This window comes from Streptomyces sp. CB02058, assembly GCF_001905505.1.
In the GTDB taxonomy this organism is placed as follows: Bacteria; Actinomycetota; Actinomycetes; order Streptomycetales; family Streptomycetaceae; genus Streptomyces.
The window spans coordinates 77,965-92,655 of the sequence record NZ_LIPG01000006.1; the positions used below are offsets into that span (position 1 = coordinate 77,965).

Annotated in this window: 12 protein-coding genes; 3 read left to right on the forward strand and 9 right to left on the reverse strand. The window is 71.0% G+C overall.

Translation table 11 applies throughout. The annotated features are described in order from the left end of the window. Nucleotides 1–6: 6 nt before the first annotated feature. Nucleotides 7–891, reverse strand: a complete 885-nt coding sequence (locus AMK10_RS28465) for an alpha/beta fold hydrolase (RefSeq protein ID WP_073751196.1) — start codon at nt 889–891, stop codon at nt 7–9. Nucleotides 892–1,341: 450 nt separating this feature from the next. On the opposite strand from AMK10_RS28465, the gene AMK10_RS28470 reads away from it, so the two are divergent. Next, a complete protein-coding gene (locus tag AMK10_RS28470; protein ID WP_073751198.1) occupies nt 1,342–2,427 on the forward strand; it encodes a S1 family peptidase in 1,086 nt (361 codons plus the stop codon). 119 nt (nt 2,428–2,546) lie between these two features. Here the strand turns inward: AMK10_RS28470 and AMK10_RS28475 are convergent, their stop codons facing one another. The 8 genes from AMK10_RS28475 to AMK10_RS28510 form a co-directional block, all read right to left on the reverse strand. Further along, nucleotides 2,547–2,912, reverse strand: a complete 366-nt coding sequence (locus AMK10_RS28475; protein ID WP_073751200.1) for a hypothetical protein — start codon at nt 2,910–2,912, stop codon at nt 2,547–2,549. Nucleotides 2,913–2,988: 76 nt separating this feature from the next. Continuing rightward, on the reverse strand, nt 2,989–3,981 hold the full coding sequence (locus tag AMK10_RS28480; RefSeq protein WP_073751202.1) for an ArsR/SmtB family transcription factor: 993 nt from the start codon (nt 3,979–3,981) through the stop codon (nt 2,989–2,991). A gap of 132 nt (nt 3,982–4,113) precedes the next feature. Next, nucleotides 4,114–4,689 carry a YcxB family protein gene (locus tag AMK10_RS28485; RefSeq protein WP_107428523.1) on the reverse strand — a complete coding sequence of 192 codons (576 nt, stop codon included), beginning with the start codon at nt 4,687–4,689 and terminating at the stop codon, nt 4,114–4,116. Nucleotides 4,690–4,787: 98 nt separating this feature from the next. Next, nucleotides 4,788–5,300 (reverse strand): hypothetical protein, encoded by a 513-nt coding sequence (locus AMK10_RS38285; protein WP_073751204.1) that lies wholly within the window; start codon nt 5,298–5,300, stop codon nt 4,788–4,790. Nucleotides 5,301–5,397: 97 nt separating this feature from the next. Further along, nucleotides 5,398–6,024 (reverse strand): hypothetical protein, encoded by a 627-nt coding sequence (locus AMK10_RS28495; protein WP_143194992.1) that lies wholly within the window; start codon nt 6,022–6,024, stop codon nt 5,398–5,400. Between the two features lie 34 nt (nt 6,025–6,058). Further along, nucleotides 6,059–8,209, reverse strand: a complete 2,151-nt coding sequence (locus AMK10_RS28500) for a DUF6571 family protein (RefSeq protein ID WP_073751208.1) — start codon at nt 8,207–8,209, stop codon at nt 6,059–6,061. Between the two features lie 9 nt (nt 8,210–8,218). Further along, complete coding sequence (locus AMK10_RS28505; protein WP_073751210.1) at nt 8,219–8,674, reverse strand: hypothetical protein; 456 nt, start codon at nt 8,672–8,674, stop codon at nt 8,219–8,221. A gap of 248 nt (nt 8,675–8,922) precedes the next feature. Then, a complete protein-coding gene (locus AMK10_RS28510; RefSeq protein ID WP_073751212.1) occupies nt 8,923–9,969 on the reverse strand; it encodes a DUF3533 domain-containing protein in 1,047 nt (348 codons plus the stop codon). A gap of 156 nt (nt 9,970–10,125) precedes the next feature. On the opposite strand from AMK10_RS28510, the gene AMK10_RS28515 reads away from it, so the two are divergent. Together AMK10_RS28515 and AMK10_RS28520 are read left to right on the forward strand one after the other, a co-directional pair. Then, nucleotides 10,126–13,581 (forward strand): DNA polymerase III subunit alpha, encoded by a 3,456-nt coding sequence (locus tag AMK10_RS28515; protein ID WP_073751214.1) that lies wholly within the window; start codon nt 10,126–10,128, stop codon nt 13,579–13,581. After that, the gene (locus AMK10_RS28520) at nt 13,578–14,576 is read left to right on the forward strand and encodes a DNA polymerase Y family protein (protein ID WP_073751216.1); all 999 of its coding nucleotides are present in this window, start codon (nt 13,578–13,580) and stop codon (nt 14,574–14,576) included. The genes AMK10_RS28515 and AMK10_RS28520 overlap by 4 nt, the downstream gene beginning before the upstream one ends. Nucleotides 14,577–14,691: the final 115 nt, after the last annotated feature.

Genomic DNA, 14,691 nt, shown 5'->3' on the forward strand with positions numbered 1-14,691 from the left:
CGGTGGTCAGCAGACCGCGGCTTCCCGCTCGTCCAGCAGCCAGTTGAGCACGGTGGGAAGCACGGACAGCGCGTCGAAGTGCGCCGCCGCCGGCTCCAGGACCGCGGTGGCGCCCGGGATCTGCCCGGCCAGCCAGCGGGAGTGCCCGACCGGGGAGAACACGTCCTTCACGCCGTGCCACAGCATCACCGGGCACGTGATGTCGGCGGGGTCGAACCCCCACGGCCGGGAGAACGCGAGCGCGTCGTCGATCCAGCCGTACGCCGACGTGCGCAGCCCTTCGCGGAAGTTGTCGAGGAGCATGGTGCGGATTCCGGCGTCGTTGACCACGGTCCGGTCGGAATCGGTCAGTTCCCGACGCAGATCGTCCAGGAGCTGGACCGGGTTCTGCCGGATCTCCGCCGAGCGGCTGATGAAGGACTCCGCCAGCCCTTCCGGGTCCAATGCGGCCCGGGAGTAGGCGAGCACGTTCGAGGCGGCCATCCCGTCGAACCAGTCGAGCCCCTCGGCATCCCGGGGGGCCAGACTCACCAGCGCGGCGGCACGGGTGACCCGTTCGGGCATCAGTGCCGCGCAGGCCAGCGCGTGCGGGGCGCCGCCGGAGCGCCCGACCACGGCGAAGCGCTCCAGATCGAGAGAGTCGGCGATGGTCCGCACGTCTTCGGCAACGTCCATCACCCGGCGTCCCGGCAGCCGGTCCGAGCCGCCGTAGCCGGGGCGGTCGTAGGAGATCAGCTGCATGTTGCGCTGGTAGAGGACCATCCCGCGAGGAGCGGGGCCCAGCCTGCTGCCCGGCATCCCGTGGAGGAGGAACACCGGTCTGCCTCGTGGGTCCCCCTGACGTACGACCGTCAGATGCCGTCCGTCCGCCACGCGAACTCGATTCGGCACGCCGCCCCCTCCACTCGGTCACCAAGTGCGCGGACCGGGCACCAAGTGCCCGATGTGTACTGCCTGTTCGATGATGACCTATCGCGAGCGATACCGGCACTCCCTTTCGCAACCGACCGGTGGTGTCGGGGACGTTCGGTGACGTTCGGGGGGCGCTCGCCGGGTGTTCGGCTTCAGGAGCGCTCTGCACAGCATGCGGACTCCAGGGGCGATTACAGGACAGGACTAGTCCTCACCCGCCGGCCATCTCCGGTTGCACCGGGTGTTCGCGAACGGAACCGACGTGTGCGGCAGCCGCTTGTGAACGCGTCGCGGGTGAACGGTTGCTGTCGTGTGCGCGTCCTGAAGTCGACCTTGTGTGCTATCCGCCGCGTCGGAATAGTGGGCGCCCCATCCTCCGTGTTCCGGGTACCCCACTTGCCCGAGCACGGCCCCACAGGAGGTCGTAAGTTGAAGCACCGACGCATATCCAGGAAGCGTGTGACCCTGGCCGGATCGGCCGTCCTCGCCCTGGTCGCGGCTGGAGTCACCTTCCAGTCCGCGAACGCCAGTGATGACGTTCCCGAGTTCACCGCGCGCACCCTCACCGCTCACGCGGCCGGAAATCTCGCCTCCACCCTGCACAAGACCCTGGGCGGCGACACGGCGGGCGCCTACTACGACGCCGAGGCCGAGAACCTCGTCGTGAACGTCGTCGACGAGGCGGCGGCCGAGGAGGTCCGTCAGGCGGGCGGCAAGGCCAGACTGGTTCAGCACACGCTCGCCGAGCTGACGACCGCCAGGCAGACCCTCGCCGACAAGGCCACCATCCCCGGTACCTCGTGGGCCGTCGACCCGGTCAGCAACAAGGTCGTCGTCACCGCGGACCGCACCGTCGAAGGCGCGGCCTGGGACAAGCTCGGCAAGGTCGTCGAAGGTCTCGGCTCCAAGGCCGAACTCAAGAAGTCCGCAGGGGAGTTCAAGCCCCTCATCGCGGGCGGCGACGCGATCTGGGGCGGCGGTGGACGCTGCTCGCTGGGCTTCAACGTCGTCAAGGACGGCGAGCCCTACTTCCTGACCGCCGGCCACTGCACCGAGTCGATCACCAGCTGGTCCGACACACAGGGCGGCGCGGAGATCGGCGCCAACGAGGGCTCCAGCTTCCCCGACAACGACTACGGCCTGGTCAAGTACACTTCCGACGTGGAGCACCCCAGCGAGGTGGACCTCTACGACGGTTCCACCCAGGCGATCACCAAGGCGGGGGAGGCGACCGTCGGCATGTCGGTGACCCGCAGCGGCTCCACCACCCAGGTCCACGACGGTGAGGTCACCGCCCTGGACGCCACCGTCAACTACGGCAACGGCGACATCGTCAACGGCCTCATCCAGACCACGGTCTGCGCCGAGCCCGGCGACAGCGGCGGCTCGCTCTTCTCGGGCGACACCGCGATCGGCCTGACCTCGGGCGGCAGCGGCGACTGCTCATCGGGCGGCGAGACGTTCTTCCAGCCGGTGCCCGAGGCGCTGGCGGCGTACGGCGCCGAGATCGGCTGACGCCCGCCCGCTCCCGCGCGTGCTTCTGAGCGAAGGGTCCGCCCACCCCATGTCCGGGGTGGGCGGGCCCTTCGCCGCCGCGAGCACGTGCGTGCCGCGAACCCCACGAGCTCCGCGCCCTACGGCTCGATGAGGATCGAGTTGATCGGCGAGAGGTTCACCCACCACAGGTAGTCCGGCTGGAGGGCGGTCCCGCAGCCCGTGCCGTTGCCGCCCGTGCACAGCCGCACGGTCCAGCCGTCCGTCTGGTTGTTGTAGACCCAGTGGAAGTTCTCCTGGTTGTAGAGCTTGTGCACCCCGCGGGAGTAGTAGATGTTGGTCGGTTTGGTGGTCTTCTCGCTCTTGCCCTCGGGGTAGATGCACACGGCCCCGACGGGACAGTCGCTCTGTGCGGCGGACGCCGGACCCGCGCCGGCGGCCAGCAGCCCGGACGCGAGAGCGAGGGACGCGGCACCGCCCGCGAGCGCACGCTTGAAGTGGTTCATCGGATTCCCTCCGTCGTGGTTTCCCTGCACCAGCAGGTTCCGGCCGCGGCCACCCGCCGCGCACCACACTTCGGCCTCAGCCAAATCGGCCGCCGAGCAGGCGGAGCCCCAGCGGCGTCACCGAGTGCAGGACGTGCCTGCCCGCCCGGCGGCTCGTCAGCAGGCCCGCGTCCCGCAGCACCGCCAGCTGCTGGCTCCCGCTGGGCAGGGAGATCCCCACCGCCGCCGCCAGCTCGGACGTCGTCCCGCACGTCTGCTCGGCGGCCTCCTTGAGCAGCGCCGCACGGGTGGGACCGAGCAGCCCGGTGAGTGGGGTGGCACCGGTGTCCGGCACCGGGAGCACCGTCTTGTCGACGGGGTAGACCAGTACGGGCCGCAGGGAGTCGTCGACGAGGCTGATCGGCCGCCGCCAGCAGAAGTACGAGGGCACGAGCAGCAGCCCCCGGCCCTCCAGGCGCAGATCCCGCTCGACCGGGTAGTCCACTTCGAGTACCGGCGGGCGCCACACCGCCATCGGCCGGAAAGTGGCGAGCAGCCCCCGTGTCCCGCCGGTCACCAGGGCTCGGGAGCGCCAGGCGACATCCGCGCTGACGGCCGCACCGATCCGCTCGCGCGCCGGATCGAGGAACGCCTCGTGGTAGACACGCAGTCCGCTTCCCAGCTGCTTCATCGCCTCCGCGTCACCCCGCGCGAGCGCCGCTCCGGCGAAGGGCTTCCCGCCCGAGGCCGCCAGCAGGCCCAGCTCGCGCCGGAGTTGCCGGCGCGGAGTCACCAGCACCCGCTCGACCCCGTCCCGCAGACCGGTGCTCCCGCCTTCGACGGGCGGGGTCAGGAAGTCCGGGATGTACGTGGCGTACGGCACCAGACTGCGCAGCGCCATCGCGGCACGGCGGGCCGGCCCGTCCCGTCCGAGCCGGTCGCGCACCTCCCGGCGCCACGGACCGAAGGCGAGGACGCCGTCTCTCGTCTGAAGGCGGCACAGGCTGCACACGATCTCCCAGAGCGGATCGGGGCCCCGCGCGAGGCTGATCCGTTCCAGGTCCTGGCCGGTGAAGTGGATCCGTAACACGATGTCCCCCGCTGTTCGGACGCAGAGCCTGCGTACGGCCAGGCTGGGCCCTTCCCATGGACATACGGTTGATCCGGGATAAACGGTGCCGCCGCCCGACCGGGGCCGGGACGATCCGGGCGGCCCGTCGCGTCAGACCCGGGTGGTGTGCTGGTCCAGGAGGGCCCGCAGCCGGTCCAGGTCGCCGGCGTCCCGGGCGGCGCGCTTGGGAAGGACGTCGAGGCACATGATGTTGGGGTCCTTGCTGAGCAGGACGAAGTGGTCCGGCGCCTCCCGGTAGCCCCGGAAGAGGGACCACTTCTGGGTCAGCGTGCTGTGGTCGTTCGTACAGCTCACGCCGGCCGGGGAGACGGTGACCCGGTACTCGCCCTGCCACCCGACGAGCCGCTGCACCTGGGCGGCCTGGGTCCGCGGGTAGCCCCACACCATCAGGACGACGAACACGGTCAGAAGGGTCGAGACCGCGTCGGCACTTCCCCTGCCCGCGGTCGCGAGCAGCCACTGACCGGCCCACAGGCCGGCGAACGCCCAGCGCAGCACCAGCCCGGTCTTCTTGATCCGCGCGCGTACCCGGAGACCGGCCAGGGTGTCCGAAGGCTGCGGCAGATACGTCAGCCGGACGTCGGCGGCCTCGTCCACGGCCGCCCGGGGGACGTCTGCGCCGCCGTCGGTGCTGCCGGTACCTCTGCTGATGCCGCCCTCGGTCATGGAGCCCTCCCCGGTGTCGCTGCCGCGATGAGCCGTGATCGTAGCGGCAGGCCCGGCCGTCCGGCATGCGAGGAGCCGGACTGCCGGGCCCGCGCCGTTCAGGAGGCCACCGACTCCAGGTGGTACGTGGTGTCGACCCAGAAGCCGTTCGTGGCCCTGGCCTTGATCTCCAGTACGTACTGGCCGGGAAGCAGCGGCGAGACACCGCCCCAGATACCCCACGCGTAGCGCTGCGTCAGCCCCGTCCTGAACGGTGCGGTGAACTCCCGCAGCGGCAACGCGATGCCGTTGAGCGACGCGGTGGCTTCCGCCACCTGCATCGATCGCGGCACCCTCGAGTACGAGCGGGTGTGCTGCATGTTGAGCACCGGGAAGAAGACCGGCCGGTCCGAGGGGAGCGCACACCGCCGCACGACACGGCCACCGTAGGTTCCGGCCAGGAACCACAGGTCGTCCGGCTGGTTCCAGGCGGCGTGCTCACCCGTCGTGTCCTCGACCGGGCTACGGCCCTCGGGGGCGGCCAGTGCCCACTGCCACCACCGGCCCGCGAGCCTTCCGCCCTCTTCACCGCTCAGCTTCCACTCGCTGTCGACCGACCCCGTACCGCTCATGACACCCCTCCCGCGCGGCCCCTGACGCGGGGCCCGTCCCGAACGAGCAGACAGTACCCGGGCGAACGACCGGCTCTCCGTCGGCCTCCACGTCGACTCAGGCGGCGGGCGAGGGCGATGCCTCGACCACGGGGTCCTTGGCGAGGGGGTCGTTCTCGCAGCCGAGTGCCTCGGTGGCCCTGCGGGTCATGAGGTAGAGGAAGGTGACCTGCTGGTCCACCGTCCTCTGCTCGACGTCGGTGCCGATGAGGAGGGTGTTGGAGACCTGCCCCTCGAGCATGACCTTGGCGGACGGGTCCCCGAGGTCACCCGGCATCCTGCAGGGTACGGTGAGCTTCGCGTTGATGTCGTTGGCCTGGACGGTTGCGCCGTTCAGGTCGTAGTGACGGACCTGCCCCGGCAGTTCGTTCGCCTCGTCGAGGGGCAGCCAGCCGAACTCCAGGCTCACCGTGCGCGCTCCGGTGGCCGCCTCCGGGCGGTACGAGCACATGCGCAGCGGGAGCGCGGACTTCTCCGCGCCGCCCGGCTTCAGCCAGTTCTCCATGCTCTCGACGAGATCGCCGTCGTCGTTGGAGATCTCCGTCCTGATGTCGTTCCCGCCGACCAGCCCGCGCAGCGACGTGCTCTCGGCGGAATCCTGGCCGAGCCGGCACAGCTCGCCGTTCGACCGGGGCTCGGCGGTGTCACCGGACGTGCACCCGGACACCGCGATCGCCAGCGACACCACCGCACACGCGACAGCCGTACCGCCGCGCCCGCTAACCAAGGTGGGCTTCCGCGGCCGAGCGCCCGCTGGAGTATCCGCCGTTCGCCTCGTCCTTGGCCGTGGTGTGAGCCCCGCTGCCGGAGATCCCATTCTGTTCTCCCCACTTGTCCATGAGCTTGTTCGTTCCGTCCTTTCCCTTGGAGTAGTTCTCGCTGGAATCCTGCTTGCCCTGCTCCTCGGCCGCGTCGGTGACGTCCTTCGTCCAGTCGTACTTGACGGAGTCGATCAGCGCTCCACCCGCGGTGCCCACGATGGGGATCTCGCCTATGAGCCCGTTGGCCCCGATGGCTGAGTACTCAGCGGTGTCCTCGGCCCATTCGACCCGGTCCTCCTCCTTGTCCTTGTAGACGTCGGCGCCGATGCCGTTCATGGCCCCCATGGCCGTTCCGACTTCGTGTCCGCGGTGGTTCCAGTCCGCGCTCACACCATGGGCGGGGTCACCGCTGAACCTGGGCGCCTCGGCGAGGACGTCCGCCGAATAGGCCCGCTCCGCTTCGTACAGCAGGGAGAAGGAGGGCGCGTCGTCCGCGATGCCCCGCATCACGCGGATGAGGCTTCCCTGGCCGACGGCGATGTGGGACTTGTCGCCCGATCCGTAGATGGAGTCCTGGCCGCCGGAGCCGCCGTAGTTCGAGTCCTCACCGTTGAGAATGATGTGGGTGTCGGAGACGTAGTCCGCCATCGCCTTGGCCATCGGCTGGCGCAGGTTCTCCAGGTCCTCCGGGAACTCGTCGCCGCCCATCTCGCTGTCCAGGTAGCGGATGGCGTTGTGCATGACACGCGCCTGGCCCTCGCTGTGCGGACCGGCCTCGCCCAGCTTCTCTCCCGGCTCGTGCCCGGTGGCGGCGGCCTGGATGGCCGCTCCCAGCCCCGTGGCCTTGCCCTGGTCCTCGACGTCCATGACCGCGCCGGGGCCCGAGAAGTACTCGTCGGGCCATTCCTTGCGTTCCGTCAGCAGGTACTTGAGGTGCTCGTTCTTGTTTCCCTCGGCCTCCGGGTCGAGGAAGTACGTCGCCGCTTCCGGGTCCTTGCTCATGATGCCCAGGAGCCCGTCCAGCGGGTCGTTCTCCAGGGTGGGGCGGCTGGAGTCGACGTGGTGCAGCCAGACGTTCGGGTTGGCCTTCTCGGCGGCGATGACGTCGTTCGCGACGTCGTTGAGGAACTGCTTCCCGTAACCGTTGCCGTGCTGCATGAGGGTGACCGCGGTCTGGTAGCCGTTCACCGGCCGCAGATTGTCGCCCATGTTGTCCGTGCCGATGTCCTTGAGCCCCTCGACGAAGGGCTTGTAGGCGTAACCGGACGGATCCTTCGTGCCCGAGGCGACGGTGTTCGCCAGGCTGGTGTTGATCGAGTCGTAGAGCTTCTGGTCCGCCTTCGAAGCGCCCCGTTCGTTGGCCGCGAGCTCCATCTTGTCGGCCAGCTCCAAGGTGCCTTTCGCGCCGAGGCCGTGGATGTAGGCCTCGCTGAAATGCTGGTCCTTGGAGTTCTCGTTCATGATGTCCCGGTACTGCTTCAGCTCCTTCTCGGAAGCATCGCCGGAACGGACCTTCTCCGTGAGGTTGAGCGCTTCGACGGCCTCGACGTCGTTCACCGGGTTCGCGTTGAATCCGAAGGGGCCCGGCTTGTCGGCCCCCGACGCCTGCAGCAGGGCCACCTTGATGTCGTGATCGTATTCCGTCACGGCCTTGACCGCGTCGGCGATCTTCTGGGTGTAGGAATTCTCGACGTTCCGGAGTTCGGGGTCGTGCTGGATGGTGTATTTCGTCTGCGCGTCGACCTTGCTGAAGTCATAGCTCGCGGTGCCCTGGCCCGAAACCTTCATCCCGGCTTCCTTGGCCTCCGTCACCGCGGACTTGACCCGGCCGATCAGCTCGGTGAGCTGTCCATGGGCGTCGCGAAGGAGTGACTCCATCGCCTTCGCCTCTTTTTGCGCGGCGTCGTACTCATTGCGCGTCATCGAGAAGTTCGTCGAGGAGACGGAGGCGCTCTCACCCGTCCAGAGCTGCCCCTTGGATATGCTCTGCACGTCGTCCTCGTACAGGTCTTCCAGCGTCTTGAACTTGCCCGCCATCGTCTTCCAGCCGTCCGCGGCCGTGGTGAGCACGGACAGCTTTATCTGCATGATCTCTTCGTACGTAGGCATCGGTTCCCCCTAGATACCCGACACCTTGGACGACTTCACCGGCGCGAAGCCGGCCTCGGTCTCCAAGTCGTTGTTGCTGAAAAGGACGGCCGTGTCGCGGAGCGCCGACTTCTCCTGGCTCAGGCGCCCCATCAGCCTTTTGACCTGCTCGTCCCACTGGTGGTGGGCCTTCTTCAGTCCGGTGGCCGTTTCCCATCCCGTGAACTCGGCGATGGCGCCGCGGACCGACTCGTCGGCGGCGTCGGCGGCGGTCCTGGTCCCCGGCTCGATGTTGTTCTCGATGCTGTTCGCCGCCTTCTTCTTCTTGGCGGGCGTGGTGGCCAGGTCCGGGGAGCTGCTGCTGCCCAGCAAGGGCGGCTGCGGGGTGGCCCCTTGGTCGGCGGGGAGCTGGTTCAACCGCGTCTGCGACGAGTGGCGCTCGGCCACCTCGCCCTTCTGCTGAGCCCACTCTTCCTCGAACGACACGGGTCCCCCTTGCTGCGCCACGCTCTGCCGGACTGTTCAGGTGGCTCACTCTACCGAGTGACCCACCCCCGGAGCGCCGGTGGCATTGCACATGTAACCGACCCCACGCGCACCGTATTTGCTGGCCTCCGTCCTCTCCGGCGCCCTTCGGGGCAGGGTGTTTTCCGTCCTGCGAATTCGCAGGAGCGCCACAGTGTGCGGGACGTGTGAAGTCCGCCGTGCCCGCCACCCGGCCGGGCGGAGATCCGTCAGCCGTGCGCGCCGTTCCCCGGGGCGGTGGGCGCCGGCTCCGGGATGCCGTCCCGGTCCCGGCGGCGCATCGACAGCAGCAGGGTCAGAGCCGTACCCACCACCGCCCAGGCGGAGAGCACCAGCAGGGGGCCGGTGACCGCGTTGCCGTGGAAGTACGCGATCGAGCGGGCCACCCAGGTTCCCGCGCCGGGTGGCAGCGCGGGGCCGATCGCCCGCCAGAAGTCCGGCAGCATCGGCAGCGGGAACGCGCCGCCCGCGCTCGGGTTGCCCGCGATCACGATGAGCAGGACGGCGAGGCCGATGCCGACGATGCCGGTGAGCGCCTCCAGGGCGAGCGTGATCATGCCGACGGCGAAGACGACCAGGGCGCCCAGACCGGCCAGGGCCCACACGCTGCCCGGCAGGGCGCCGAGGATCGGCCCGATGATCACGGCCCCGCCGATCCCGCCCGCGATCGAGTACAGCGCCATCACGGCGGTGCGGATCGCCGCTCGCTGCCGGTTGGCGGGCTTGGTGCCCGCGCTGATCGCCAGGATGGAGGCGCAGAGGTAGCCGCCGACGCACCAGCCCACGACCAGGTAGAACGAGGAGAGCCCGTCGAAGTCGTCGGGGGAGGCGGGAGCCACGTCCACGGTCCGCAGCGCGCGCTTCCGGGGCGTCTCCACCTGCTCGACGATCGATTCCAGGGACGTGGCCAGCACGGTGCCGCCGCCGGAGGCGACGAGCAGGGTGTCGGTCCTCCCCGTGGGGCCGACGATCAGGGCGCCGTCGATGTCGCGGTTCTCGATCTGCCGGCGGGCCTCGGCGGCGTCGGAGACCGCGCGGGTGTCCAGCGGGCCGCCCGGCAGGCCGCCCAGCTGGGTGACGAGCTGCCCGGACACCTGCTGAGGGGCGACCACTCCGAAGGGGACGTCCGTCGGGTCCGGCCTGTGCAGGGCGCCGACGTAGGAGGCGATGAACAGCAGCTGCAGTCCCAGTACGCCGATGACCAGCAGTGCGGCCCGTGCGGTGACGGCGTTCTTCACCTCGTCAGCGAAAGTCATGCCCCCACGCTCCGGGGAGAGGGCTGTACGCGCAGTCGGGGGCGGGCCGAATGGCGGAGGGGGTGGCCGCCCATCCGGTTATCGTACGAACGTTCGAAACTTGGTCTATGGTGGAGAGCGAGGGGTGGTGAGCAAGGATCGGTCCAGGAGGTGCGGATGCCAGGGTTCACGCATCTGCATACCGTTTCCGGGTTCTCCCTGCGGTACGGGGCCTCGCACCCGGAGCGGCTGGCCGAGCGCGCCGTCGAGCGGGGGATGGACGCCCTCGCGCTGACCGACCGCGACAGCCTCGCGGGCACGGTCCGCTTCGCCAGGGCCTGCGAGAAGGCCGGTGTCCGGCCGCTCTTCGGGGCCGAGCTCGCGGTGGCACCGTGGGCGGGCGGGGGAGACCGTACACACCGGACGCGCACCCCGGCCCGCGGAGGTGCCTTTGTCGATGAATCCGCACCCCGGGTCACCTTCCTTGCCAGGGACGGCGCACACGGCTGGGCCGAGCTGTGCCGGCTGGTCACCGCCGCCCACGCCCCCGGTGGAGCCCCGGACGCCGGCCGGCCCCTGGTCGGCCGGGACGCGCTGTCCGCCGAAGGGCTCACCGTGCTGCTCGGCCCCGCCTCCGAGGTGGGCGCCGCGCTGGCCGCCGGCCGGCCCGACCGCGCCGCCGCCCTGCTCGCGCCCTGGCGGGAGATCTACGGCGACGCCCTGCGCCTCGAAGCCGTCCACCACGGCCGCGAGGGCACCGGGCCCGGCTCGCTGCGGCTCGCCGCCCGCACGCTCGGCTTCGCCGCCGAACAAGGGGTGCGGGCCGTGCTGACCAACGCCGTCCGGTACGCCGACCCCGGGCAGGGCCCCGTCGCCGACGTGCTCGACTCGGCCCGCAGGCTCGTCCCGGTCGACCCGCGCCGCTCCCCCCTCGACAGGGGGGAGCGCTGGCTCAAGGACGCCCGCGCGATGCGGGAGACCGCCGAGCGGATCACCTCCGCCGCGGGGCTCGGCCGGGGCGCCGGGGAGCGGCTGCTCGCGGAGACCCGGCACACCGCCGACGCCTGCCGCGTCGACCCGGCGGACGACCTGGGACTGGGCAGCGTCCACTTCCCCGAGCCGCGCCTGGTCGGCGCCGGGCGGCGCACCGCGCAGCGGGTGCTGGCCTCCCGGGCCGCCGCGGGCATGGTGCGGCTCGGCTACGACCGCAGGCGCGACTACTGGGAGCGGATGCACCACGAGCTGGACATCATCGCCCACCACGGCTTCGCCACCTACTTCCTCACGGTCGCCCGGGTCGTCGACGACGTGAAGGAGATGGGCGTACGGGTCGCCGCGCGCGGCTCCGGGGCGGGCTCCCTCGTCAACCATCTGCTCGGGATCGCCCACGCGGACCCGGTCGCACACGGGCTGCTCATGGAGCGGTTCCTGTCCAAGAGGCGCTTCGTGCTGCCCGACATCGACATCGACGTCGAGTCCGCCCGCCGTCTCGACGTCTACCGCGCGATCATCGGCCGCTTCGGCGCCGAACGGGTCGCGACCGTCTCCATGCCCGAGACCTACCGGGTGCGCCACGCCATCCGCGACGTCGGCGCCGCGCTCTCCATGGACCCGGCCGAGACCGACCGGCTCGCCAAGGCGTTCCCGCACATCCGGGCCAGGGACGCCCGCGCCGCCATGGAGGAACTGCCCGAACTGCGCGCCGTGGCCGGGACGAAGGAGAAGTACGGCCGTCTCTGGGACCTGGTGGAGTCGCTGGACGCCCTGCCGCGCGGCATCGCCATGCACCCGTGCGGGGTGCTCCTCTCGGACGACTCGCTGCTGCGGCGCACCCCGGTCATGCCCACCAGCGGCGAGGGCTTCCCGATGGCGCAGTTCGACAAGGACGACGTGGAACACCTCGGGCTGCTCAAGCTCGATGTGCTCGGCGTGCGCATGCAGTCGGCGATGGCCCACGCGGTGACCGAGGTGAAGCGGGCCTCCGGGCGGGAGATCGACCTGGACGCCGTGCCGGAGGGCGACCCGGAGACGTACCGGCTGATCAGGAGCGCCGAGACGCTCGGCTGCTTCCAGATCGAGTCGCCGGGCCAGCGCGACCTGGTCGGCCGGCTCCAGCCCGCCACCTTCCACGACCTGGTGGTCGACATCTCGCTGTTCCGGCCGGGGCCCGTCGCCGCCGACATGGTGCGACCGTTCATCGAGGCCAGGCACGGCCGCGCGCCCGTGCGCTACCCGCACCCCGACCTGGAGGAGGCGCTGCGCGGCACCTACGGGGTGGTCGTCTTCCACGAGCAGATCATCGAGATGGTGGACATCATGACCGGCTGCGGACGCGGCGAGGCCGACCGGGTGCGGCGCGGGCTCTCCGATCCCGAGTCGCAGGACCGGATCAGGGTCTGGTTCGCACGGCGGGCGGCGGAGCGGGAGTACGGCGCCGAGGTGATCGCCCGTGCCTGGGAGATCATCGAGGCGTTCGGGAGCTACGGCTTCTGCAAGGCGCACGCGGTCGCCTTCGCCGTGCCGACGTACCAGTCGGCCTGGCTCAAGGCGCACCACCCGGCGGCCTTCTACGCCGGGCTGCTCACGCACGACCCAGGGATGTACCCGAAGCGGCTGCTGCTCGCGGACGCGCGGCGGCGCGGGGTCCCGGTGCTGCCGCTGGATGTGAACCGGTCGGCAGCCGCCCATCGGATCGAACTGGTGTCTGGCGATAACGGTGACAAATGGGGATTGCGGCTGGCGCTCTCGGACGTCCACGGCATCAGTGAGGCCGAGGTCGCCCGGATCGAGGCCGGGCAGCCCTACACCTCGCTGCTGGACTTCTGGCAGCGGGCCAGGCCCGGGAAGCCGGCCGCCGAACGGCTGGCCCAGGTCGGCGCGCTGGACGCCTTCGGCGGCAACCGCCGGGACCTGCTCCTGCATCTGTCCGAGCTCCACCGCGCCCAGCGGGGCTCCGGCTCCGGTGCGGCGGGCGCCCAGCTCCCGCTCGGCGGCGGGCACAGGACCGGCACGGTCGGGCTGCCCGATCTCAACGACGCCGAGCGTCTCAGCGCCGAGCTCGGCGTCCTCAGCATGGACGTGTCCCGTCATCTGATGGGCGATCACCACGCCTTCCTGGAGGAGCTGGGCGCGGTCTCCGCCAAGCGGCTGCGGGAAGCCAGGCACGGGGAGACCGTGCTGGTCGCGGGCGCCAAGGCGGCCACCCAGACCCCGCCGGTCCGCTCCGGGCGCCGGGTCATCTTCACCACCCTGGACGACGGGACGGGCCTGGTCGACCTGGCCTTCTTCGACGACAGCCACGCGGCCTGCGCGCACACCGTCTTCCACTCCTGGCTGCTGCTGGTGCGCGGGGTGGTCCAGCGGCGCGGCCCGCGCAGCATGAGCGTGGTCGGCTCGGCGGCCTGGAACCTCGCGGAACTGGCCGAACTCCGGCGCACCGGCGGCCTCGACGCCGTCGCGGCACGCCTGGCGGAGGAGCCCGCCACCGGCGAGGAGGAGGCACCGGACGACGGCCGCCGCATCCAGCTGCCGACCGGCTACGAGATGAACCCCTGGTCCGACCTCCAGCCCGCCGGTGAAGGGACGCCCACCGGAAGGAAGCTGTGGCACCAGAGCCCGGGGAGCGCGGGATGAACGACGAACCGGCCGTCCTGTGCCTGCGGTTCCGCCGTATCGGCGGCGGGCTGCCGGACAGCGCGGACTACGAGGGACTGCTCGCCCTGCTCGGGGCGTTCACCCCGGTCGTCGAGGCGGCCCCGCCCGGCGCCGCGCTCGCCGATGTCGGCGGCGCGCTGCGCTACTTCGGCCAGGACGCGGCCGGCCTGGCCTCCGTGATCCGGGTGCGCGCCCTCGCCCTGCACGGGGTGGACTGCGCGATCGGGGCGGCCTCCAACCCCATGCTGGCCAGGATGGCCGCACGGCAGGCGGCGACCGGAACCACTTTCGTGGTGGCCCCCGGCGAGCACGCCGGCTTCCTCGCGTCCAGGCCCGCCGCGGCGCTGGACGGTGTCGGGGCGGCGACCGCGCGCACCCTGTGCGGATACGGGCTGGACTCCATCGGCCGGATCGCCGCCGCGCCCCTCGCCACCCTCCAGCGGATCACCGGCGTACGGACGGGGCGCGAGCTGTGGGAGCGGGCCAACGGCATCGACCGTACGCGGGTCGTGCCCAACGCCGCGGCCCGGTCGATCGCCGCCGAACGCACCTTCCCCCGCGACGAACTGGACCCCGGGCAGCACCGCCGCGCGCTCCTCTCGCTCACCGAGGAGCTGGGGGCCAGGCTGCGCGCCGACGGCCAGGTGTGCCGCTCGCTCGCGGTCTCCGTGCGCTACGCGGACCGGACCGGCTACGCGACGCTGACCCGCAGCCGTACGCTCACGGAGCCCACCGCCCACTCGGCGGCGCTCACCTCGCTCGCGTACCGGATCCAGGACTCGTTCGCCCTGCAACGGGCGCGGGTGCGGGGGATCGGGCTGCGGGCGGAAGGGCTCCACGGAGCCGAACGGGCCGCCCATCAGCTGACCTTCGACCCGGTGGACGAACGGGCCCGGCGGATCGAGGCGGTGTCCGACAGGCTGCGGGCCAGGTTCGGCCCGCAGGCGGTGAAGCCGGGGCGCCTCGCGGCCTGACCAGGGGCAGGGATTTTTTACCGACGCGTAACTTCCCCCGGCACTTTACCCGTGCGTAACTTGGCATGAGCACGTGAAAACGTGCCATCCGCTGTGGTCCGGACCGCAGGGCGCA

What these genes read in the sequence shown, in the direction of transcription:
- AMK10_RS28520 (WP_073751216.1), top strand. Translation starts at nt 13,578, where the DNA reads ATGAACGACGAACCGGCCGTCCTGTGCCTGCGGTTCCGCCGTATCGGC.
- AMK10_RS28485 (WP_107428523.1), bottom strand. Translation starts at nt 4,689, where the DNA reads ATGACCGAGGGCGGCATCAGCAGAGGTACCGGCAGCACCGACGGCGGC.
- AMK10_RS38285 (WP_073751204.1), bottom strand. Translation starts at nt 5,300, where the DNA reads ATGAGCGGTACGGGGTCGGTCGACAGCGAGTGGAAGCTGAGCGGTGAA.
- AMK10_RS28510 (WP_073751212.1), bottom strand. Translation starts at nt 9,969, where the DNA reads ATGACTTTCGCTGACGAGGTGAAGAACGCCGTCACCGCACGGGCCGCA.
- AMK10_RS28500 (WP_073751208.1), bottom strand. Translation starts at nt 8,209, where the DNA reads ATGCCTACGTACGAAGAGATCATGCAGATAAAGCTGTCCGTGCTCACC.
- AMK10_RS28475 (WP_073751200.1), bottom strand. Translation starts at nt 2,912, where the DNA reads ATGAACCACTTCAAGCGTGCGCTCGCGGGCGGTGCCGCGTCCCTCGCT.
- AMK10_RS28515 (WP_073751214.1), top strand. Translation starts at nt 10,126, where the DNA reads ATGCCAGGGTTCACGCATCTGCATACCGTTTCCGGGTTCTCCCTGCGG.